Origin of the sequence: Paenibacillus sp. cl141a, from assembly GCF_900109305.1 — a bacterium.
GTDB lineage: Bacteria > Bacillota > Bacilli > Paenibacillales > Paenibacillaceae > Paenibacillus_AQ > Paenibacillus_AQ lautus_A.
In genome coordinates this window covers 59413-83202 of the sequence record NZ_FNZO01000014.1, presented here as the reverse complement: position 1 = coordinate 83202, position 23790 = coordinate 59413, and the positions used below count along the sequence as shown (strand labels likewise).

The 23790-nt window shown below is 51.8% G+C and carries 16 protein-coding genes and 1 pseudogene; 14 read left to right on the top strand and 3 right to left on the bottom strand.

Annotation, left to right across the window (positions count from 1 at the left end):
• The first annotated feature begins 186 nt into the window (after nucleotides 1–186).
• The 4 genes from BMX45_RS27470 (at nucleotide 187) to BMX45_RS27455 (ending at nucleotide 6538) form a co-directional block, all read left to right on the top strand.
• Nucleotides 187–2514, top strand: coding sequence for an AraC family transcriptional regulator (locus tag BMX45_RS27470; protein ID WP_090913549.1), 2328 nt, complete (start codon nucleotides 187–189; stop codon nucleotides 2512–2514).
• 571 nt (nucleotides 2515–3085) lie between these two features.
• A complete protein-coding gene (locus BMX45_RS27465) occupies nucleotides 3086–4057 on the top strand; it encodes an ABC transporter permease (RefSeq protein ID WP_090913547.1) in 972 nt (323 codons plus the stop codon).
• Between the two features lie 48 nt (nucleotides 4058–4105).
• Nucleotides 4106–4978, top strand: coding sequence for a carbohydrate ABC transporter permease (locus BMX45_RS27460; protein ID WP_090913545.1), 873 nt, complete (start codon nucleotides 4106–4108; stop codon nucleotides 4976–4978).
• A gap of 66 nt (nucleotides 4979–5044) precedes the next feature.
• Entirely contained in the window at nucleotides 5045–6538 is a 1494-nt protein-coding gene (locus BMX45_RS27455; protein WP_090913543.1) for an extracellular solute-binding protein, read from the top strand.
• Nucleotides 6539–6621: 83 nt separating this feature from the next.
• Here BMX45_RS27455 and BMX45_RS27450 read toward each other — a convergent pair whose 3' ends face one another.
• Nucleotides 6622–7974: a serine hydrolase domain-containing protein gene (locus BMX45_RS27450; protein WP_254778302.1), complete on the bottom strand. Its 1353-nt coding sequence runs from the start codon at nucleotides 7972–7974 to the stop codon at nucleotides 6622–6624.
• Nucleotides 7975–8054: 80 nt separating this feature from the next.
• Entirely contained in the window at nucleotides 8055–8981 is a 927-nt protein-coding gene (locus tag BMX45_RS27445) for a pectinesterase family protein (RefSeq protein WP_090913539.1), read from the bottom strand.
• A 285-nt stretch (nucleotides 8982–9266) separates the two neighbouring features.
• Here BMX45_RS27445 and BMX45_RS27440 point away from each other — a divergent pair, with 285 nt between their 5' ends.
• Nucleotides 9267–10397, top strand: a complete 1131-nt coding sequence (locus BMX45_RS27440) for a glycoside hydrolase family 88/105 protein (RefSeq protein ID WP_090913537.1) — start codon at nucleotides 9267–9269, stop codon at nucleotides 10395–10397.
• Nucleotides 10394–11980, top strand: a complete 1587-nt coding sequence (locus tag BMX45_RS27435) for a glycoside hydrolase family 43 protein (RefSeq protein ID WP_090913534.1) — start codon at nucleotides 10394–10396, stop codon at nucleotides 11978–11980. Before BMX45_RS27440 ends, BMX45_RS27435 begins: the two co-directional genes overlap by 4 nt.
• Nucleotides 11981–12030: 50 nt before the next feature.
• Here BMX45_RS27435 and BMX45_RS27430 read toward each other — a convergent pair whose 3' ends face one another.
• Nucleotides 12031–12873: a helix-turn-helix domain-containing protein gene (locus BMX45_RS27430; protein WP_090913532.1), complete on the bottom strand. Its 843-nt coding sequence runs from the start codon at nucleotides 12871–12873 to the stop codon at nucleotides 12031–12033.
• Between the two features lie 163 nt (nucleotides 12874–13036).
• Here BMX45_RS27430 and BMX45_RS27425 point away from each other — a divergent pair, with 163 nt between their 5' ends.
• The 8 genes and pseudogenes from BMX45_RS27425 to BMX45_RS27390 all read left to right on the top strand — a co-directional run bounded on the left by BMX45_RS27425 (nucleotide 13037) and on the right by BMX45_RS27390 (nucleotide 23788).
• Nucleotides 13037–15364 carry a glycoside hydrolase family 95 protein gene (locus tag BMX45_RS27425; RefSeq protein WP_090913530.1) on the top strand — a complete coding sequence of 776 codons (2328 nt, stop codon included), beginning with the start codon at nucleotides 13037–13039 and terminating at the stop codon, nucleotides 15362–15364.
• 11 nt (nucleotides 15365–15375) lie between these two features.
• Nucleotides 15376–16947 (top strand): glycoside hydrolase family 28 protein, encoded by a 1572-nt coding sequence (locus BMX45_RS27420; protein ID WP_090913527.1) that lies wholly within the window; start codon nucleotides 15376–15378, stop codon nucleotides 16945–16947.
• Between the two features lie 83 nt (nucleotides 16948–17030).
• Entirely contained in the window at nucleotides 17031–19244 is a 2214-nt protein-coding gene (locus tag BMX45_RS27415) for an Ig-like domain-containing protein (RefSeq protein ID WP_090913525.1), read from the top strand.
• A gap of 157 nt (nucleotides 19245–19401) precedes the next feature.
• Complete coding sequence (gene ric, locus BMX45_RS27410) at nucleotides 19402–20100, top strand: iron-sulfur cluster repair di-iron protein (RefSeq protein ID WP_090913523.1); 699 nt, start codon at nucleotides 19402–19404, stop codon at nucleotides 20098–20100.
• 182 nt (nucleotides 20101–20282) lie between these two features.
• Nucleotides 20283–20384, top strand: a pseudogene (locus BMX45_RS31500) (chemotaxis protein); the annotation flags it as partial.
• 409 nt (nucleotides 20385–20793) lie between these two features.
• Nucleotides 20794–21675 (top strand): histidine racemase CntK family protein, encoded by an 882-nt coding sequence (locus tag BMX45_RS27400; protein ID WP_090913521.1) that lies wholly within the window; start codon nucleotides 20794–20796, stop codon nucleotides 21673–21675.
• Entirely contained in the window at nucleotides 21656–22462 is an 807-nt protein-coding gene (locus BMX45_RS27395; RefSeq protein ID WP_254778301.1) for a class I SAM-dependent methyltransferase, read from the top strand. The genes BMX45_RS27400 and BMX45_RS27395 overlap by 20 nt, the downstream gene beginning before the upstream one ends.
• A gap of 18 nt (nucleotides 22463–22480) precedes the next feature.
• Nucleotides 22481–23788: an opine metallophore biosynthesis dehydrogenase gene (locus BMX45_RS27390; protein WP_090913517.1), complete on the top strand. Its 1308-nt coding sequence runs from the start codon at nucleotides 22481–22483 to the stop codon at nucleotides 23786–23788.
• Nucleotides 23789–23790 lie beyond the last annotated feature (2 nt).

The window sequence follows — 23790 nt, the reverse complement described above, 5'->3', positions numbered from 1 at the left end:
TGTGTTTGGACAAAAAGACATCATATTACTAACAAAAAAGCATGCGAAGACTAAAAATGAATGCTCGGGTATGTTATGATTTTAAAACTATTATAATGCAAGCGTTATCATTCGGTTGTACATATCCATTGATACGGCCAGTTGATCCTGTTCTTTACATTCAATGCCAAGAAGGAGCAGACGATATTGGGAACATTCAAATCCAAAATACTCATATACAGCTTGCTGTTGGGATCCTTTCCGACGATTCTTATCGGGTTCTTCTCTTATTTCATCGCCGCCAAAGACGTGGAGGAAAAGGTGAACGAGGGCAATATGCATCTGCTGAACCAAACTCGGATGCGGGTGGAGCAGGTGCTCGATTCCATGCAAAGAACCGCCTTGCAGTTTGAGAACTCTTCGTTGCTGAAGTCCGTGATGGACAGCAAGTTAAGCGGACAGGATTTTATCAAGGTCCGGGAACTGACGAAGGAAATGTTCAACCTCCAGACGCAGACCATTTTAAACCAGGTGTACGTCGTCAATCTAAAACATGAATGGGTCGTGGATTTAAACTCACTCAAACCGCTGGAGGGCATGAACAGAGCCGAATTCGACCGGTATCTGGATACGCATGAAAGCATATTCTGGGCAGCGGGATCGGGGGAAATCCCACAGACCGCGAATCCTGTGGAGACGGATCACTGGAACAGTGCCGAACAAACGGCGACCACCCTTCGGCTGGTACACAAATTACCGCTTCTATCGAAGAGCGCCGCTCCGTCCGGCATTCTGATTCTGCAAATCACCGCCAAAGATATCCGGAGCATGCTGGAACCCGTCAATTTGCGGGCCAGCCAATATATCCTGAACGAGCAGGGAGAAGCGTTCCTGTCGCCGGTTCAGGATCGAAAGGCTTACCGCTCGATCAATGGAGAAGTCTTCGCAAGGATTGGGCAGTCCGGTGAACCCCAAGGCGCATTTCACGCAGAGAGCGAAGGCAATAAGGTGAGCGTCCTGTACGCCAAATCGGATTATAACGGCTGGACCTATGTATCCGTCGTATCGCTGGATAAAGTGACCGATCAGATGGGAAACATTGCGCTGATTACAGCCGCAGCCTGTTTCGGGATTATTGTGACCGTGCTGATCGCTTCCTGGTTTGGCAGCCGCAGGATGTATTCTCCAATCCGCAAACTCCACGAGTTCGCGACGAACGTTCAGCCGCAGCAGACCGATGACAACCGGAAAGATGAGTTTGAGTCCATTCGGGAGAGCTTGACCACCCTTGCCGTTTCAAGAAACGAGCTAGACCAACAGATGAATTCCCAGACGGTGCATTTACGGGAATTCTATGTCCTGAAGCTGTTTACCGAACAAATCTCCGGAGCCGATGACCAATACGCTTCCGAACGCTACGGGTTTCCAACGGGCTGGGGAAGTCTCGGCGTGCTGCAGCTTGAGTTGGATAACCTTCAGCAGTCGCGGTTTCAGGAACAGGACCGGGAGCTTCTTCTGTTTGCGGTGAGCAATATCGTATCGGAAACCTTGCCCGTAGAGGCGCGTTTCAGTCCAATCGTGTTGAATCATTCCCAGGTAACGCTGTTAACCAGTAAAGAGGAGAGTGCCGAAGCTGGTCTAGCTATGTTCTATGAGACCGCTCAGCAAATCAAAGCCAACGTTCATGAATACCTCGGGCTCGAATGCAGCATCGGCATCAGCCACCCGTTTAAGCGATTGTCCGATGCGAAGCGTGCCTATAAAGAAAGCGGTGCGGCACTCAAATTGCGATTTATTCTAGGCTCGAATATCATCGTGCGTTATGCCGATATTGAGGATCAAGGCAATACTGAGAAGACGGTATACACGAAATTAAGGCTGATCGAGGATCAGATGATGCTTGCCATGGAAGAACGACAGCTTGAACAGGTGGAGCAGCTGTTTCAGCTTTATTTGGATAAATTGCTGTGCAAGGACGGGTTTCATCAAGAGCATCATTTATTACTGCTGCAGCTGGCGTCCAGGACCGTTGGCATAGCCCAGGAGCAAGGGCTGTCGATGCAGCAAGTATGGAATGGCGAAGAGGAGCTTAAGCATCTGTTCAGGCTGCAGACACGAACCGAAATTGCGAGCTGGTTCCACTCCAGGTTGTTTAAACCTGTAATCGGAATTTTGGAAGATATGGCTGATAAACAGTTCGTGAACATCACCCGCCGAATCGTCGATATCGTGCAGGAGCAGTACGGTCAAGATATTTCGCTCGACTATTGCGCGGCGGTCATGAATTTTAATCCGGCTTATATCAGCCGTGTATTTAAGAAAGAAATGGGCGTCTCCTTCAGTGAATACATAAGCGAGTACCGAATGAATATCGCCAAAAATCTACTGGCCACGACTGAGATGAAAGTCTCGGAAATCGGCAGGAAAGTGAGCTACACGAATATTAGCGCCTTTATCCGAACGTTCCGTCGTACGTTTGGGTTAACACCCGGCCAGTATCGGGAGCAGCTCAACAGTGAAGAAGGGAAGGAATGATCAGCACCTCCATTCAAAGATATAGACACACCCGGCATAATGGGGTGAGCTCATCATATGATGAAATCACCATATCAATCCAAGAAAGCTGTTCCACCCCGTAGCATGTTTTACGGTGATGGAGCAGCTTTTTTGCTCAAAAAACGCTCGATCGGAGTTACGGAAATCGCTGCACGAATCAATCAGTGTGCTGCTAACGTACAGCGCGAAGAACCAACTAAGACTGTATGTCATCAGCGGCACGCGATAGGTAGAATACGGCATATCCGACGGAATACCGTGATATCTTACCTTCCTTGCAGGATAGGCATTTATCGAAGGTTGGTGCTTGAAGTCATGAACGGAGTATAGCCTTACACGAATTTCGTGACGGATAATAAAAACATGAAAACGCATACAAGCAGGCAACAAGAACGATGTTCAAACAGGCAATGACGATGCTTCCAAAGCGAGTTTTGATCGCAGCTGATTCAGGAAGCAACGCTCACAAATCTAAGCCATGCTTCCGAAGCGAGTTTTGCTCGAAACCGATTCAGGAAGCAACGCTCACAAAACTTTGAGGAGAGGTGCTATGAAATCTAATCAAACTCCGGCTACGGCAGGCCCTCAAGTAAGAAGGGAACGGAGTCCGGAGAAAAGAAGGCTATTACTGAGGGACCTGGTCAGGGACAGGTGGATGTATCTGATGCTGCTGCCCGGCGTGCTGTATTTTATCGTATTTAAATATGTTCCGATGTATGGGGTGACGATGGCTTTTCAAGATTACAAGCCGCATACCGGATTCTTTGGCAGCCCGTGGGTCGGGTTCAAGCATTTCGAGCGCTTTTTCAGTGAGCCGCAGTTTTGGATGCTCTTTCGAAACACCATTATTTTAGCGTTATATAATCTGATCTTTTTCTTTCCGCTGCCGATTATATTGGCGCTCATGCTGAATGAGTTAAGGCGGGAACGCTTCAAACGATTTGTACAAACGTTGATCTATATTCCGCATTTTGTATCCTGGGTTGTCGTTGTAGGTATTTTCTATATTCTGTTTACGACCGAGAACGGCCTTCTCAATGAGATCATTTACCAGATAACGGGCGAGAAAATCGCATTCTTGCTGGAGAAGGATTGGTTTCGGACGATGATTGTTTCCCAGTCGATCTGGAAGGAAGTAGGCTGGGGCACCGTGATCTTTCTTGCCGCTCTTGCAGGCGTAGATCTGCAGCAGTATGAGGCCGCACGGATCGACGGAGCCGGACGCTGGCGCCAGCTGTGGCATATCACGCTGCCGGCCATCCGGAGCACGATCATCATTTTGCTTATTCTTCGTTTAGGCAACTTCCTGGACTCGGGCTTCGAGCAAATCTTCCTCATGATCACGCCGACGAATCGGGAAGTGAGTGAAGTATTCGACACGTACGTGTACACCAAAGGGATGACGCAGGCCCAGTACAGTTACAGTGCCGCCGTCGGCCTGTTTAAATCCTTTGTCGGATTGATTCTGGTTCTCGGATCAAACTGGATGGCTAAGCGATTCGGGGAAGAAGGCGTGTACTAGAACGATGCTGCGGTTGCATTTTTTCGAAGATGACAGGAGGGAATACAAGTGCGTCAAGATCAAACCTGGGGCAATCGCCTGTTCGATATCATCAACCATTCGGTATTATTCATCGTTGCGATCGTGTGTGTTTTGCCATTTGTGTATGTGCTGGCGGTATCCTTTGCCAGTCCGGCGGAAGTCGCCAAAGGCGGGTTGATTCTATGGCCCAAAGAATGGTCGCTCGTATCGTATCAATATATTTTCTCGTCGGATACACTGCCGCGAAGCTTGCTCGTGTCGATCTATATTACGGTAGTAGGAACGCTGATCAACCTGGCGTTTACGTCGCTGATGGCTTATCCGTTGTCCAAGCCTCATCTCCGGGGGAGAAATCCCATCCTTCTCGGCGTATTGATCACGATGCTCTTTAGCGGTGGCATGATTCCAACGTACTTTGTCGTGAACGGATTGAATCTGACCAACACGTTATGGTCTTTGATGATACCGAATGCCATCAGTGCGTTTAACCTGATCGTGCTGAAGAACTTCTTCCAGCAGATTCCCGACGGGCTGGAGGATTCCGCTAAAATCGACGGCTGTAACGACTTGGGAGTCCTGATACGGATCGTGCTTCCCTTGTCCCTTCCGGCCATGGCGACATTTGGTTTGTTCTATGCGGTTGCTCACTGGAACACGTTTTTCAATGCGATTCTGTACATCAATGATAACGAGAAGTGGCCGATTCAGGTCCTGCTCAGGGAAATCGTGATTCTGGCGCAGAGCCGGGTGGGGGATTCCAGCTTTGACGAAATGGACGTGCAGCCGTTAACGATCCGTATGGCGGTCATCGTCTTTGCCACCGTGCCGATTCTGCTCGTGTATCCTTTTCTGCAGAAGCATTTTGCTAAGGGCGTCATGCTGGGCTCTGTGAAAGGTTAATCGGTTCGATGCGCCTTCTTCCTAAAGAGGGGTTTCTTATAAAATAAATATGATGGAGGGGTAATGATGAAGAAAAGATGGATGACAACCGTGATGGCGGTGCTGGCGGGGATGATGGTTGTAACGGCTTGCGGAGACAAGAGCGGCGGGAGCGGCGTCAATGGCGACGGGCCTTATCCGCTCACCCTGGTGGTGAACCAGGTGGGAGAAATACCTGACCCGAACAATCCGATGGAGGAAAAAATACGCGAATACACGAACACGGACCTGCGGATTCAGTGGATACCTTACTCCGCATACGACGAGAAGGTTAACGTCATGGTCGCTTCCAATGAGCTTCCGAAGCTGATCAAGCTGAACTATACGCCAACAACCATCAGCTCGCTCGAAGCCGATCTGTTCTGGGATATCACAACCCATTTGAAAAATTACCCGAATTTGGCCGCACAGCCGCAAGCCTATTACGACAATATTAGCGTGAACGGCAAAGTATACGGCATCCCTCTGTTCCGGGATATGGGCCGGGCGATCGTCAGCTACCGCAAGGACTGGCTCGATGCAGCCGGCTTGAAGGAGCCGGTGACCCTGGATGATTGGTATGAAATTATCCGGTACAGCACGGAAGAGGATCCCGATGGCAACGGTAAAAGGGATACTTACGGAATGATGCTGGACAAAGGTTATAACCAGGGTACGGCATCAACATTGACCCGGCTTGCCGTTTCCCAAGGCGCACCTAATAAATGGGGCATCGACGAGCAGGGCAATTTCTATCCGGAGTTCGAATCCGAGCAGTTCTTCGAGGTTATGAAGCTGTTCCGAAAATTGTATGAAGAGAAGCTCATCAACCAGGATTTCGCCGTGGTGGATTCCTCCGAACTCAATAAGGTGTATGAATCGGGCCGCGCGAATATCCGGATCTCCGGCGGCAACGGCCAATCGCTGCAAACCAAGCTGGAGAAGGTCGTTCCGGAAGCGGTTGTCGACGTATCGGCGCTGCAAGGACCTGAAGGCATTCGGGTTCCGGGGGAAAGCGGTAATACCGGCTTTCTGGCGATCCCGAAATCGACGGTCAAGTCAGAAGAAGAGCTGGCTAAAGTGCTGAACTTCGTTGATAAGCTGCTGGATCCGGAGATGGTGAATGTCATTAATAAAGGTATCGAAGGCGTCCATTACGAAGTCGAAGGCGATTATACCGTAACGATCGATGCGGATAAGGACGCTCAGGAGGTCAAGCCTTATCGCGATACGTTTCCGCAACGGGGCGATTTGTACAACATGGAGAAGAAACCGAAAGGAACGGAGCTGTTCAACAAAAATAAACAAATCGTGTACGAGAACGAGAATTATATTGTGCCGAATCCGGCGCTTACCTTGAAATCCAATACGTATAATGAACGCGGCGGCGAGCTGGAGCAGATCATCACCGATGCGCAAACCAAGTTTATTATGGGACAGATTGACGAGGCCGGTTGGAAGGCCGAAGTGGAGAGATGGAGAAAGAGCGGCGGCGATCAAATGGCTGCGGAATATAAAGAGTCCTACGAGAAACAAGAATAGCGGTCATTAATAATGATAACGAGAGACAAAGCGGCAAGGAAAAGGAAGCAACTTTTGCGTACTTGGCTGCTTTGTCTCTCGGTTCATAGAGCATCGATTTTCGTTCCGATGAGCACGAGGTCCAAATGATTCGTGCTGAGCGACCCTGCCGGCTTGATTTGCAGCACAAGACCATCGCGGTCGAAACGGCAGGTCAGGATAAACATCTGCTGCAGCTCCAGCAGCTGAATGTGGATCAAGCAAGTCGACGAGTCTGCCCACACGGCACCACAGGCGGAGGGAAGGCCGTAAAAAGGATCAGGACCGATATGCCAATCATTCATGGAGCATAAAATCCTGGGACGACCGGTTTCATGTACGTAGATGAGCTCACATTGTTGCTCACTGAACGTAAAGCGACAAGCCATCCATCCCGGCTCGTTAGCTGAGAGGCGATAATGCTGCCCAGAGACCTCCGTGGCTGCTGTGGAGGAGGCGCTTCCCTTCGGCAGATGGAGCTTCAAAGCGCTCAGACGCTGCCGCATCCGCTGATAACCGGCATCATCAAGGGGGCAGAACGCCTCCATGGAAGGAACCAGATGCGTCCAAACGCTATCCAGTATCCCTTGGTGCTCATCCCGGTTCAGCATGGTGTTGGCCGTCGAGACGAAAACGGCATCTTGGTCAGGCATGACGAGGATGAATTGTCCGCCCGCGCCGAAAGCGCAGTAGGCTTGACGCCTGGCCCGCCAGAACTGGTATCCGTACCCGCTTCGACCTTCCAGCAGAATTCCGGCACTGGAGTTATCGACCGCCTTGGATGTGCTTTGTTCTACCCAGCCCTCCGGCAGAATCCGGATCCCGTTCCAGACTCCGTCCTGCAGATAAAGCTGGCCGAACCTCGCCATATCCTCGGACGTGCAATAAGCTCCGCTGCCGCCCTGGTTAATGCCGAGCGGACAAGTCTCCCATTCGATATCCTGTATCCCGAGGGGCTGGAACAAGCGTGTTTCGAGATATTCGTGCACGGTGGTTCCCGTGACTCGTTGAAGGATGGCACACAGCGTATGCGTACCCGTCGTATCGTAAGCAAAGACGGTACCCGGGGGATGGCTTGGAGGCGTATGTAGATATTCGAATACGATATCCCGGGCCTCCTTATTGGTAGATTTCCGGTGAACGGTTTGCATGCTCAGCAGATGCCGGATGGTCATGCTGGCCGTATACGGGTGTACGGCCTCCGGCTGCTTGTCCGGAAAAAATGCAATGACCTTGTCCTCCAGGGAGATTAGCCCTTCTCCAATGGCGATACCGATGGCTGCAGAAGTCAGGCTTTTGCTGACGGAGAATATCGGATGCCTTGCATCCTTTCGAAAAGGGTAGTAGTGGCCTTCAGCAGCTACTTTGCCATGCCGAAGCAGCATAAAGCTGTGCAAGTTCATATTCCTTTCCGTCATATCCTCCATAAAGCGGAGGATGGCTGATGGAGGAATACCCACCTCCTCGGGACGGACTCGTGCCAGTGCAGTCATAATCATCAACCTTTCGTCAGTTTAGATGAACCGGGTGCGTAAGGCGGACACCAACCGTCTTGTCCTCGGAGCACTTGTTCAATCGTAAACGGTTTAGCCTCGGCTTCGGTAAGGTCCCTGGACCACGAAACCCGCAGGGAAGGGGCTGCTCCGGGGCCGCGGCTGTCGAATTCGGCATAACGGGATGTCTGCTCCCGATCCGGCTGGTTCCAGTTATGCCAACCCTGCGGATGAACCGAGCCGTCCATCTCGCATCGGATAAACACCACGTTGGCGTAATCGCGCCACGGCCGGCCAAGGTATACGTTCTCGACGCCGGGTGCTCCCAATATAGTGCAGTCCAGAAAGACATAGCCGAACTCCGCTTCCTCCGGCGTATTGGCTGCGGTCAGGTAACCGCCGGACTGCTTGCAGCGGATCATGCACCGGTCGAATACGGCCGCTGCCGGTCCAAATATAAAATCGACATCTCCTTCGATAAAGCATTCGGCAAAGTAATGACGTCTGCCGGATACATAGAGCGTATCTTGATCGCCTTCGAGCCTTGCATGCTTAAAGGACACCCGATCGGCATCGATAAAGGCGGCGACAGCCTGGCCTGTTCCAGGTCCGGAATCGTTGCGGACGGTCAATTGTTCGGCGCTGAAATCGTCGGCGTAGACATACAAGCTTCCACTGCGAAAGGTGCCAAGGGGCTGCCCATCTTCCCCCAGGGTGTGGGCGTTATCCGAATAGGTAAGAATCGTGTCTTCGGCTCCTTCGCCGATCATGCGAATAGCTGGCTTCGATGAAGGGATCGTGATTTTCTCGCGATACACACCCTTTTTGATTTCGAGGATGACAAGGGAATCGGCCTGCTCGGGAATCGAGTCAACAGCGGACTGTACCGTCACGAAGTCGCCTTGTCCGCTGGGATCTACTGTGATTTTCATCGATGAACACGCTCCTTATGGATTATTCATTCATGTTATCGAATTGCAGGCTCGAGTAATAACACCTTCGATGTTTAAATCGGTTCATTCTTTGCCTTTTATGCCGAATTTATAAACATGGCAGCTTAATCAGCTTGGTCTTCTTGAACGAAACAGATTGGGAAACAGAGCATAAAATGCAAAATATGCGGGAAATTCGGCATCAAATCCGGAATTTTTATGATTTACGTTTCTTTATAATTAGTTTGTGATTGAAACTTCCAAGGATATTGAGGTGAGGCGGTTTTGAAACAAGAGAGCAGATGGTCCGTCTTGACGGCGGATACCATTCTCAGTCAAGCGGACAGCGAGGGACTTCACCCTGAAATTGCCCGCCGGTGGGCGTATGTACCCGGGATGATGCTCATGGCGATCGCCCGCACAGGGGATTGTTATAGCAAGGATGCTTATATTGATTTCATGAAAAGGCATATGGATCTGTTTGTTCATGCGGATGGGGACATTCGGGGATATCGCATCGAAGAGTATAATCTGGACCAGATCAACCAAGGGAAAAATTTATTTGCTCTGAGCGCCAGATTTCATGACTCCCGTTATGAAAAGGCTTCCCATACGCTTGCCGCCCAGCTGATCGGCCAGCCCAGGACGACGGACGGCGGGTTTTGGCACAAGAAAGTTTACCCGTTTCAGATGTGGCTGGATGGACTCTATATGTCTTCGCCATTTCTGGCGCAATATGCGAAAACCTACAACCGACCTGAACGGTTCGACGAGGTAGCCCATCAGCTTCTGCTGGTGGAGCGTAGAACCCGGGATCGCAAAACGGGGCTCTTGTATCACGGATGGGATGAAGCGAAGGAACAAGTATGGGCCGATCCGGAAAGCGGCCGCTCCCCGCATTATTGGAGCAGGGCCTTAGGCTGGTATGCAATGGCGCTGGTGGACAGTCTCGAGTATTTCCCGGTGGATCATCCGAAGCGCGGTACGATCATCGGCATATTCGAACGGTTAAGCCGGGCGCTGGGACGGTATCAGGAGAAAGAGAGCGGGCTGTGGTTCCAGGTGCTCGATCAAGGCTTCCGGGAAGGCAATTATCTCGAAACCTCCGGCTCCTCGATGTTTATTTACGCATTAGCCAAGGGAGTGCGGCTCCAATATCTGGAACAGCCTTCAAGATCCATTGCGGAAAGGGCTTACGAAGGTTTGGTGCAGCGGTTTGTCGAGGTTAACGAGACCGGCGTGCATCTACATTCCATATGCCATGGAGCGGGGCTCAGCGATGACCGCAACGGCTCTTACGAATATTACATCGGCGAGAAGGTGGTGTCGGACGCCCAGATCGGCGTCGCGCCTTTCATCCTTGCAAGTCTGGAAATGGAGCGGTTAGAAGATTCAAGGATAGGAGGTTCTTTATGATGCACTCATCGTCACCAATGAAAGCATTACATAACAAACCGTGGTTGTCGGATCAGGGAGACGGAACGTTCATGAATCCGGTGCTTCATGCGGATTATTCGGATCCGGATGTGATCCGGGTTGGGGAAGATTTCTATATGACAGCCTCCAGCTTCGGCCATCTGCCGGGACTGCCGATTCTGCATTCGAAGGATTTGATTAACTGGAGGATCATGAATCATGTGCTGCCCCGGATGGATCTGCCGGGCTATGACGTCCCGCAGCATGGGAACGGCGTCTGGGCTCCGGCCCTTCGATTCCATGACGGCAAGTACTGGGTGTTCTATGGAGATCCGGATGTCGGCATCTTGATGAGCACAGCAAGGGACCCGGCAGGCAGCTGGACGCCGCTCCATCTGGTTCAAGAGGGAAAAGGCTTAATCGACCCCTGTCCGTTCTGGGACGATGACGGCCAGGCTTACCTGGTTCACGCGTTTGCCAAAAGCAGATGTGGCATCAAGCATCTATTACGAATGTGCCGGATGTCCCCGGATGGAAAACAGCTGCTGGATGAAGGTCAGATCGTCTTCGACGGGACCGAGCGCCATCCGACGATGGAGGGCCCGAAGCTGTATAAACGGAATGGCTATTATTATATCTTTGCTCCTGCCGGGGGAGTATCAACGGGGTGGCAGACCGTGCTTCGGTCTACCTCGGTCTTTGGCCCCTATGAGGACAACATCGTGCTGCATCAAGGCGATAGCCCGATTAACGGTCCGCATCAAGGCGGCTGGGTGGAACTGGCATCGGGCGAATCGTGGTTTATGCATTTTCAAGACAAGGGGGCTTACGGACGAATAACACATCTGCAGCCCATGTGCTGGGTGGATGATTGGCCGCAGATCGGGATCGACACGAATGGAGACGGGATCGGCGAACCGGTTCTGCGTTATCCGAAGCCAAATGTCCTTGGGGAGCATATGATTCAGGCCCCGGACGATTCGGACGAATTCGAAGGCGTAACGCTTGGCCTTCAGTGGCAATGGCAAGCCAATCCGAATCCGGACTGGTACGCATTCGAGAAGGAAAGCCATTTGCGATTATTCTCCTTTCCCGTGCCGGAGCACCGGCCATCGCAAACGATCTACGATGCCCCTCACTTGCTGCTGCAGAAATTTCCGGCTGAAGTATTTCATGCGGAAGCCAAACTGGATGGAACGTCACTCAAGCCCGGTGAACGGGCGGGTCTGATCATATTCGGACGAACCTTCGCCTATGCCGGCGTTCGGATGAAGACGGACGGATCCGGGATGGAGATTATTCGGTCCGAAGGGAATGAGATGGAGGAGAATGTCGTTTGGTCCGGCGGATGGAATGATGGAAAGATTAAGATTCGGGTCACGGTTCATCCTGGTGCGATATGCCGCTTCGATTACGCTGCTGCTGACGGTCGTTATATGCCGTGCGGGGGAAAGGAATTCGTAGCGGAAAAAGGTCACTGGGTCGGAGCCAAGGTTGGATTGTTCGCGGCTTGTGAAGAGGATCATCCAGACAGAGGGTATGTGGATGTCGAATGGTTTAGGGTCGGAAGAGGAGGGATGTAGTAAGGCGGGGCTGTCCCAAGACGGGTGACTGCTTTGGAACCGCCCCGATTCTATCCGTGACGCTTGCGATACTGGAGAGGCGTCGTGCCCGCTATTTTTTTGAAGGTTTTATTGAAGTGGGCAATATGTTCAAATCCGGCCAGCTCGGAGATGATTTGCACGGAGTCCCGGCTGCTCACGAGCATTTTTTGGGCTTCGCGAATTCGTACCACCTGCACGTATTCACGAAAGTGAAAGCCTGTCAGCCTGGTGAATACCCTGCTGAGGTAGGAGGGACTGATGTAAAACTGCTTGGCGACCTGTTCCAGCGTGAGCTTTTCATGGAAATTCGATTTGATATATTGGGCAATTTCTGAAATTTTTTGATGCATCGGATGCTCGTATTCATGGGTTTGGGATTGCAGCGTGGTCTCAATCCGGTGGAGGCGGATAAGCAGCTCGTTCATCAGCGAGCGAACCAATGAGCTGTAGTGAGTCTGCTCCGTTTGGCATTCAGCGAGCATGGAGTGCAGCAGCCGTTCGATTTCCGGCTGATGCTTCAGCGGAATACGAACGAGCCTGGACGTCCCATGTTCGAGCAGATTGGCGACGGCGGCGTCCCCCTGTTCGATGAAGGTTCTGGAGAAGCCGATCAGCACCCGCTCGAAGATCAGCTTATCGGAGCTTGCCGTCGAGTGCAGTTCATGCGGGTTCACGATCATCAGATCCCCTTTTTTGACGGTGAACACGTTATCGTCCATGAAGTAAACCCGCTCCCCGTTGAGCAAGTAGTACAGCTCGAAGTAGGGATGCTCATGGGGACGGGGCATGCTGCTGGAACCGTTTCGCGACATGTATTGGATGGAGAAATCATGATCTCCGATGTGGTATTTAGGCTGCAGCCGGTCAATCATTCCTCCCTCTCCTTTATACGCATGGTTGGATTATTACCATCGATAGTGATCGTAGAAAATTATATATCATGCCTGCAGCCGATCTTCAAGGGTTTTGGCCGCAATCACCAACTTTTTCAAAAACGCTTACAAATTTTTAGCATAAGAAGCTTAGGAGGACAGAATGCCATTAACTTCAGAAACCTTGATATGGTTCGATCAGCCGGCCCGGAACTGGAACGAGGCTTTACCAATAGGGAACGGACGTTTTGGCGGCATGATATTCGGATGCACCCGGCAAGAAAAGATCCAATTCAACGAGGATTCGGTATGGTACGGGGGTCCGAGGGACCGCAACAATCCGGATGCGCTCCGACATCTTCCGCTCATCCGCAAGCTGTTGTTCGAAGGGCGGCTGAAGGAAGCCCACCGGCTGTCGGAGACGGCATTTTCCGGGACGCCGCGCAGCCAGAGGCCATATTTGACGGCGGGCGATTTCTGCATTCAGGTCGATCATCCGCAAGGCGAGTTGTCCCACTATCGCAGGGAGCTGGATCTTGAAAAGGCGGTTGTCGCAACGTCATACCAACACGGAGGCGTTACCTTTACCCGGGAAGTGTTTTGCAGCTATCCGGACCAGGTGATGGTCATCCGGCTGGAAGCCGATCGACCGGGTGCTCTGACCTTGACATCGCGATTTGAGCGGCAGAAAGGGAAGCACATGGATGCAGTCCATCGGCATGGCACGGACACGGTGGTCATGACGAATGATTGCGGTGGGAAGGACGGGCTTACCTACAGTGTCGCTGCAAAAGCCATAACTGCCGGCGGAACCGTACGCGTTGTCGGCGAGCATTTGCTGGTGGATGAGGCCGACGAAGTCGTCATTATCCTTGCCGCAGCCAGCACCTTTCGCGTTGACGATCCGAAATTGCGCTGTGCTGAATTGCTGGAACATGCAGCGAACCAGGGCTACGCCGCTTTGAAGCAGCGTCATATTGCGGATTATCAGCCGTTATTTGAGCGGGTAAAGCTGGACCTGGGAGCTGCTGCAGATCGTGAGCACCATTTGCTGCCGACGCCAAAGCGGCTTGAGCGTGTCCGGGCGGGAGATGACGACGCAGGCCTGTACACGCTGTATTTTCACTTCGGAAGATATTTGCTTATTGCCTGCAGCCGCCCCGGATCGCTCCCGGCCAATCTCCAGGGGATCTGGAACGATTCCATGGCTCCACCCTGGGACAGCAAATTTACGATCAATATCAACACCCAGATGAATTACTGGCCGGCGGAAAGCTGCAATCTGCCCGAATGCCATGAACCGCTGTTTGAATTAATTGAACGCATGAGGGACAACGGGCGAGTAACGGCACGAACAATGTACGGCTGCCGCGGATTCGTCGCCCATCATAACACCGATATATGGGCCGACACCGCGCCCCAGGACATTTATCCTCCGGCCACCCAATGGGTGATGGGCGCCGCATGGCTGACCCTTCATCTCTGGGAGCATTACAAATTCAATCCGAATCCGGATTTCTTGAAAAGAGCCTATGAGACCATGAAGGAAGCGGCACTCTTCTTCACCGACTTTCTGGTGGAAAGTCCTGAAGGATACCTTGTGACGAATCCATCCGTTTCGCCGGAGAACCGTTATTTGCTGCGGAATGGCGAAACCGGAACGCTCTGTTACGGACCGTCCATGGACACGCAAATCATATCGGAGCTGTACAGTGTCTGCATTCAGGCAAGCCTGGAGCTGGACATCGACGAAAGTGCTCGCCAAGAATGGGCTGCCATCAAGGATCGTTTGCCGGAGATGAAGGCAGGAAGGCACGGGCAACTGCAGGAATGGCTGGAGGATTACGAAGAGGCCGACCCCGGGCACCGGCACATCTCCCATCTGTTTGGTCTTCATCCCGGAACGACGATCAGTCCGGACTCGACGCCGGACTTGGCGGAAGCGGCCCGGGTTACGCTTCGGCGGCGTCTCGCTCACGGCGGGGGACATACCGGCTGGAGCCGGGCCTGGATCATCAACTTCTGGGCACGGCTGTTGGACGGCGAACAGGCCTATGTTCATCTTAAGGAATTGCTGAGGCAATCGACGCTCCCCAATCTGTTCGACAATCACCCGCCGTTCCAAATCGACGGCAACTTCGGGGCTGCCGCGGGAATCGCCGAAATGCTGATCCAGAGTCACCTGGATCACATCCGTCTGCTGCCGGCGCTGCCAGATGCCTGGCCGCAAGGGCGCGTACAGGGACTTTGCGCCAGGGGAGGCTTCCAGGTGGATATCGATTGGAGAGACGGGAGCCTTTCGGAAGCGGTGATCACTTCGGTAAGCGGTCGGAAGCTTCGTCTCCATGCGAAGCGGTCCGTACGGGTCACGACCTCGGATGGAAGGGAGGTGCCGATGGAACGTCATGGCCATGTCATCGAAATGGCTACCGAAACCGGCGGAAGGTATTTCGTCCAGCCGATACAAATCGAAAAAGCAATCTTACCATAACGGAGGTACCCATGATCAAGATAACCGAAGAAGCGATATGCCCTGATTTGCCCGTAATCCCGGAACATACGGTAACGATTACAGACTATGGCGCGGTTGGAGACGGTGTTTATGACAATACTCAAGCATTTCATCAAGCGATTGAAGCCTGCGCAGATGCAGGAGGAGGCACGGTGGTCGTCCCTCCGGGGATATGGCTCACCGGTCCGATCAAGCTGCAGAGCCGGATTGAGCTTCATGCCTCAGCCGGTGCCCTCGTCATGTTCAGCAAATTTTTCGAAGATTATCCGATCCTGATGTCCACGTATGAGGGCCGGCAGATGTTTCGCTGCCAGTCTCCGCTCGATGGTGAAGGGCTTGAGGATGTCGCGATCACTGGGAGCGGGATTTTTGATGGAAGCGGCGAAGCCTGGAGACCTGCTAAGAGAGGGAAGCTGACGGAAAGCCAGTGGGAGCGCTTAATTCAAGCCAGCGGCGTCGTGGATGACCAGGGATTGTGGTGGCCAACGATCGCTGCTCGGGACGGTCAGGAGACCCTGGACCGTATCGAACAGACAGGCAGCGAGAAACCACAGGATTATGAGCCCGTCAGAGACTACTTGAGACCCAATCTGCTCAGCTTGAGAAACTGTAAGCGGATCCTGCTCAGCGGTCCCACCTTTCAAAACTCCGCAGCCTGGTGCCTGCATCCTTGGGCATCGGAGCAGATCACCATTCAAAACATTACCGTCCGCAATCCGTGGTATGCCCAGAACGGGGACGGTCTGGACATCGATTCGTGCAAATACGTATCCGTAGAAAACAGCTCGTTTGATGTAGGAGACGACGCGATCTGCCTGAAGTCCGGCAAAAATGAAGCCGGGCGCCTGCTGGGAAAGCCGAGTGAGCGGATCCGCATCCGGAATTGCACCGTTTATCACGGCCACGGCGGCATCGTGGTCGGCAGTGAAATGTCCGGAGGCATCAAGGATGTATACGTATCCGATTGCACTTTTATCGGCACCGATATCGGCATTCGTTTTAAAAGCTGCCGCGGGCGCGGCGGTGTAGTCGAGAACATCTTGATTGAACGGATTCGGATGCGGGATATCGACGGGGATGCCATCTCCTTCAATTTATATTACGAAGGGAAAGCCGGCTCCGGCGAATACCAAGAGGAAGTGATGCTGCCCGTTACCGAGGAAACCCCCGTGTTCCGGAACATTGTCATTCAGGATATCGTGTGCAGCGGCGCGCATACCGCGCTCCTCATCAACGGCCTGCCGGAGATGCCGGTGGAGAACTTGACGGTGAAGCGGTCCGCCATCACAAGTCGGGAAGGCATTGTATGCCGAAATGGACAAAACCTGAGCATTCAGGACATGGTCCTTCGCACTCAGGATAATCCGCTGCTTCTTTTTCACCAAAGCCGGAATGTTCAAGTGGCGAATGTCAGCGGAGAAGGCGGTTCGCTGGACGACCGCTTGTTGGTGGTGACCGGGGAACGGTCCAGCCAAATCGAATGCTCGGGGCTGCAGGCCGATAAGGCTAGGGGAATCGTGATCTCTCCTGAAGTGGAACCGGGGGAGGTCGTGATCAAGTAGCTTTCGGATTAACTATGGCTTAGAGAGGGGGGGATCGGATTATAACCGTTGTCAGAATCTCGAAATGATAAGGAGGTACGAAAATGAAAGCAGCAAAATGGTTGAAGCAAATGCTTGTCTTCACGATGCTGTTTACCGGTATGTCCGGCGGAGGTGCTTATGCTGAGGAAAATCCTGAATCCCCAGCCCCGGCAAATTCCCCGCAAACGCCTGCATTTCCGGGGGCCGAAGGCGGTGGGAAATATACGACCGGCGGCCGGGGCGGCGAAGTGTACGAGGTAACGACGCTTGCCGACTCGGGACCGGGGTCGCTTCGTGACGCGGTCAGCGCCGGGAACCGGACCGTCGTATTTAAAGTCGGCGGCGTGATTCAGCTGAAATCCCCACTGAAGATTCTCGGAGACAACCTGACGATTGCCGGTCAAACGGCGCCTGGCGATGGGATTACGGTTATCGGGTATCCAACGACCTTCGATGGAAACAACCTGATCATCCGTTACATGCGCTTCCGGCTGGGCGATATGAATGAAACGGAAGCAGACTCTTTTGGCGGGCGGTACAAGAAAGACATCATCATTGACCACTCCTCGTTCAGCTGGTCCGTTGACGAAGTGCTCAGCCCTTACGGCAACGAAAATGTCACCGTGCAATGGTCGATCATCGCCGACGCCATGCATATTAGCAGACACGTCAAAGGCAGACACGGGTACGGCGGGATATGGGGCGGAAAAAACACCAGCTTCCATCATAACTTGATCGCTCACAATTCCAGCCGCAACCCTGCGTTTGACAGCACGGCCGGCAACTCCCATGATTTCCGAAATAACGTGGTATACAACTGGGGTTTCTTTGCTTCGTACGGAGGCAAAGGGGCAGTTACCAATATCATCAACAATTATTACAAGCCCGGCCCGGAGACGGAAGTCGTTCGGTTTATGAATGCGGAGAGCACCGGAAGTTACTTTATCGACGGCAACGTCATGGACGGGTATCCGGAATATACGCAGGATAACTGGTCAGGCGTTCATAAATACCCAAATTACGTGAAGCTGGAAACTCCCGCTTCCTTTGCCAATCCATTGCCGACCGAATCCGCCGAAGAGGCTTATGAAGCGGTCATGCAAAGCGCCGGACCCACCCTGCCGAAGCGGGATGCCGTCGATGCCCGGATCATCCAGGATGTGATCCACCGAACCGGCATGCATATTAACTCCCAGAATGAGGTGGGCGGATATCCGCTCGTGGAGCCGGTTGTTTCCACAATAGAAGATGACGATCAAGATGGAATGCCGAATGATTGGGAGATCTCCCACGGGCTGGATCCGAAAGATCCGAGCGACCGCAATATGACCAATAACGAAGGATTTACGAATCTGGAGCTGTATCTGAATTCCATACCAGGAAACGGATCGGCCAATCCCTCAGCGGTCATTACCGCCCCGGCAAACAACACGGTGGTAAAAGCCGGCTCGAACGTCACGATTGAAGCGTCCGTTTCCGATGAAGACGGCAGCGTAACCAAGGTGGAGTTTTACCGGAACGGGGAAAAGGTTGGGGAGGACGAAAGCATGCCGTTCCGCTATCAGTGGACGGATGTTGCGGATGGCACCCATTACTGGGCCGCAAAAGCGATCGACGATACAGGCACGATGGCATTCTCAACGAGCGTGATCGTACATACGAACACTAAAGGGAGCATCAGGCCTTGGAAATCGGCCGATGTCGGCAGTCCGGGAATTCCGGGACACACGCAGCTCGGCGGCGCGCCGGGCGAAGTGACCGTCAAGTCGGCGGGTGATATCGGCGGCACGAAGGACGTCTTTCATTTTGCATATCAGAAGGTAAAGGGAGATGCTGAAATCGTTGCCCGGATTGAAAGCATCACTCCCACGAATGAGGAAGCGGAAGCCGGCATCATGTTCCGCGAGAGCCTGAAAGAGGATGCCCCGTTCGTTTCCCTTGTCGTCCCTTATATTCGCACGGGGAAAAGAGGCGTAACCCTTAGTCGAGCCGAGGAGGGCGGCGAGGTCGTGAGGATTCAGCCGGAACAGGAATTTCAGCTGCCATATTGGATCAAGCTTGTCCGCAAGGATAATCAATTCACATCGTTCGTTTCTCAAGATGGAACCAGTTGGACCACGGTTGGAAACGTTCAAGTCGATTTGCCGAAGCAAGTCTATGTCGGGCTTGTGGCGGATGCGGCTAAAGTTAACAATGAGACGTGGAAATACAATACTTCCACATTTTCCAATGTAAATATCTCGGCGAAAACAGGCATCGGTCCGAAGGCCGAGTAATGTGAACGATGACGAAAATACTAAAGAACCTATCGTTCACATAGTGTTACATTTCAGTATGACTGCAATCACATATGCGGGTATGGGAGTTTCATATACTTGAGTTGTAAGAGTGAAAAAGTTCACAAACACGTATTAAGTCTAGGGAGGTTTGAATATGAGTTCATTCACGCTTCAGAGCCAAGTATCCGATATTGTGACATCCATCCCGCAAACCGCGGATTTATTTCGGTCCCTCCGCATCGATTTTTGTTGTGGGGGACAGGTGCCTTTGGAAGAGGCAGCCAAGCAGCGTTTTTTGGATCCAGCCGCCGTTCTGGAGCAGGTTCAGTTCGTAGAGAGCAAGTTTGCCGGTTATCAGGAAAGCTGTCCCGCTTCATTGAAGGAATCCGAACTGATTGATCACATCCAACAAAAACATCATGCCTTCCTCCGTGATGAATTACCGGCATTAACGCCCTATGTAACGAAATTGGCCCGTGTGCATGGAGAGCATCATCCTGAGCTGCTTCGCGTGCAGGAGCTCTTCTCGGAATTGAAAAAGGAGCTGTTAGAGCATACGAAGGACGAGGACGAACATGTATTTCCGCTCATCTTGAAATTTGTGGCGGACCCTAGCCACCAAGCGGCATCAGAGCTTAAGCCGCACGTGTCCGAACTGGAGCATGAACATGCTCATGCCGGCAGCTTGCTGCAGGAGCTGCGGGACGTAACATCCGATTTCAAGCTTCCGGCTGATGCCTGCGGTACGTATCAGCTTGTCTTTCAACGGTTAGCCATGCTTGAAAAGGACATGTTCGAGCATATCCATCTGGAAAACAACATATTGTTTGAGCGGCTGCGACAAGCGGTATAGCCTTTCGACAGTGTCCCTTCCTCACCGAATGAGGAAGGGATTTTTATTATTCCAGTCCATCATCCTGCTCAACGATTCGCTGCTATTCGGACGATAAATATAGTGATCTGAAGGGGAGATGCAGATCCCAATGATGCGCCAATAAGCTTAAGGACACGGTATGGCAACAATAGCACCCCTAGGTAGCTCCACTTTTGAAAAGTCTTACGAATGATGACATCATGATTGGCATTTACGACACGGAGAAGCTCATCATCAACATTCCGGGAAGAACCTTTTTGCTGTTTGAGATGGCTGAGAGTTTTTCCGCGATTGTCGAGCAGACCATCGTATCCATTGAAGATATTAGGCAATCCAATACCCGCCTTACCGATCGGGTGTCGTACGGTAACGGTAACCGGCCAAATGTCGGAGGTTAGCTCCAGTACAGCAGATCGGCAAGATTTCCCCTGTCGTGAAAGTAATTTCGAATCTTAATGCTTCTATCGAAGCGGCAAAGGCGCTTTTATTCCATCCAAGGCAGCCAATATACGCATAAGTAACTCTTCCGATGATGACGTCGAAAGAGTTTTTTCGTGCTAAAATGTTGACTATTTCAAAAAGGCATGCTATATTCTCAACATCTTAATCGTAAATATTACGATTAAAGAACATCAAGCAACTGGCAATCCATTGGAGCAGAGGGAGCCCGTGATGAAGCAGAAGATCGATTTTGTGAAATGCAATCCCACGCAGAACATGACGATTCTCATTAACACCAAGCTTCCGCCCGATGAACATAAACGCGTCGCTGCTAAAATCATGTCGTACGACAATGTTTATGCTGAGCAGGTTGGTTTTATCGAACAATCCAAGATAGATCATGCGGATGCATTTCTGCGGATGGCAGGAGGTGAATTTTGCGGGAATGCTTGCATGGCCTTGGCGGCATACCTGGCTGAGGTCCAGGGGATGAAACGACATCTAACAACTGAATTTCGACTAGAGGTTTCAGGGACGGAGCGGTTAGTGTCATGCCGTATAACAAAAAACAAGGAGGATTATCGCTGCCGGGTCAACATGCCGCTTCCGGTGACAATTGATCAAACGGTCCTTCAAGAAGGGTGTTCCCTTGTTGACGCGGTTGTCGTTCGATACAGCAACTTTGTTCATTTCGTGATTGAAGCAGAATGCTGCGATGCGCAAATGAAGAGCAGCATGCTAGCCATGGCCAAGCACATCGGACCCTTTCTCGGTACGAGAATGGTCGGGATCCTGTTATACAACCCCCGCACTAGGGAACTGGCTCCGCTCATTTATGTGCCGGAGCTGGATAGCGCGGTGTGGGAAAGAGGTTGCGGATCCGGCACCGCTTCCGTAGGCGCCTACTTAGCTTGGAAGCATAAGAGGGATATCGAGGCTTCCATCAAACAGCCAGGCGGAACGATTCATGTAGAGGCCCTATTTGATCAAAACCGGTTGACGCATCTGGAAATCGAAGGGGCCGTTGGCATTGCGGCTCAAGGCATCGCATTCATTGATCTGGATGAAGACCATATCGCGGGGGTAGGAAATCGTGAAACTAACCATGTTTGATCAATCCTTGGCTGAATACTTAACAAGGTTTAAGTACTACGCAGACCGCTTCGATGATAGTTCCCGTCACCGAACCGAGCTGGAACGTCTGGTTGATGATTATTCTGCTTTTATCACCGACGAGTCCAACTCCAATATTTGGGATGGGCTGGAGCGGCAAGGAACTGGTGGTTTAAACGGGCTTGCGGAGGAATTGAGAGCGTATTCGGCACGCTGCGTAGCGACCCTGGAGAAATATCGCGCATTGAAATTGATCAAGGGAGACACGGAGATCACCGATTATTTCAGGAATATCGAAGATTGCATCGAGAAAGAGTTCGGAAGCTTCCAAGTGACTTCGAAGTCGATCGTATTGCTGGTCGGGTCCGGCGCATTTCCGATGACGGCTCTATTGATCGCCAAGCGAACGGGAGCCGAGGTGATCGGCATCGACATTGACGATGAGGCCATTAGGCTCGGGGTCAAGGTTATCGAGGCATTGGGCCCGGAGCTGAAGATCCGGCTGATAAATACACCGGCAGAAAATCTTGATGACATACAAGAGGTCACCCACATCATTTTCAGTTCAACGGTTGCTGAAAAGTACGACATGTTGGAGCGGTTGCATCCATTAACGAACGAAGAGGTCGTTGTGGCCATGAGGCACGGAGATCGATTGAAGTCTCTATTCAATTACCCCATGAAAGAAACGGATCACGACAAATGGAAATTAGTTGATACGGTATTGCGCCAAAACGATATATTCGACATCGCGTTGTACAAAAAAGGCACCATAACACATGGCTAATCGAAGTGAGGTGTTCTTATGAGAGATATGAAGCGGGTCCTGATATTGGGAACGGGTCCTGCCGCCTTGCAGCTGGCAGTGATCCTTAAAAAAGGGTACCGTTGTCATTTGGGCATTGCGGGCCGGGAATCGGTCCGTTCCGCGGAATTCTTTGAGTCGCTTGCGGCCAGCGGTCAAAGGGTTCGCGTAAGCATCCAAAACGAAAAGCACCATGCCATGGAAGGCGAATGCCGCTTGGACGACGTATTCCGTGGCTTTGAAACGATCGAAGGCCAGTGGGATACCTTGATTTTGGCAGTGACCACAGATGCATATTTGGAAGTCATGCGACAGATCGACCAAGACGTTCTGCGAAAAGTCAACAGCTTGGTGCTGATCTCCCCGACATTCGGTTCCAACAGCTTGGTATCCGGTTTTATCGGGCAATTGAATCCGGGTGCGGAAGTCATAAGCTTTTCTACATATATCGGGGACACCAGATGGGTGGATGACCGGGTTTCCAATCATGTCATAACGACGGGGGTCAAGAAAAAAGTCTATATCGGCTCGACACGGGGCCGCTCAGATCTTGTCGACAGGCTGTGCGGTCTGTATAAGCAATCGGACATTGAAGTGGAATTCATGAGGACGCCCCTGGAGGCAGAAGCGCGAAATATTTCGCTATATGTCCATCCCGCTTTGTTCATGAATGACTTCTCATTAAACGCCATTTTTGACGAATCGGCTTCTCGCAAGTATGTCTATAAGCTTTTCCCTGAAGGCCCTATTACGCAGGAACTGATCCGCAATATGTTATCCCAGTGGAAAGAAATGATGAACATCTTGAGTCGATTAGGGATGAGACGCATCAATTTGCTGAAGTTTATGACGGATGATAACTATCCGGTGAGAAATGAGAGTTTATCACGCAGGGATATTGACAGCTTCGAGCACTTGGAAAGCATTCATCAAGAATATTTATTGTATATCCGTTACGCCTCATTGTTGATCGATCCCTTCTCTGAGCCGGATGTCGAGGGAAAGTACTTCGATTTCTCGGCGGTGCCGATCCGGAGTTTGTTTATCAATCTGGAAGGCTGCCTGGATATCCCGAGAATGCCCAAGGAGGACTATTATCGGATCAAGATCATACAAGGCATCGCCGGCTTCTTAAAGGTGGAATGTCCAACCATCGATCGGTTCACTTCAGCATATGAAGGCAAAATCGTCAGCGTGGCACTTGCTCATAAGGACCGGTCGTTGTCCGGCGCCTTCGCGGTTCAGAGCTTCGGAGAAGAACTGGCCATGATATGCAAGGACATAACAAATACAGGAACGGCAACATAATC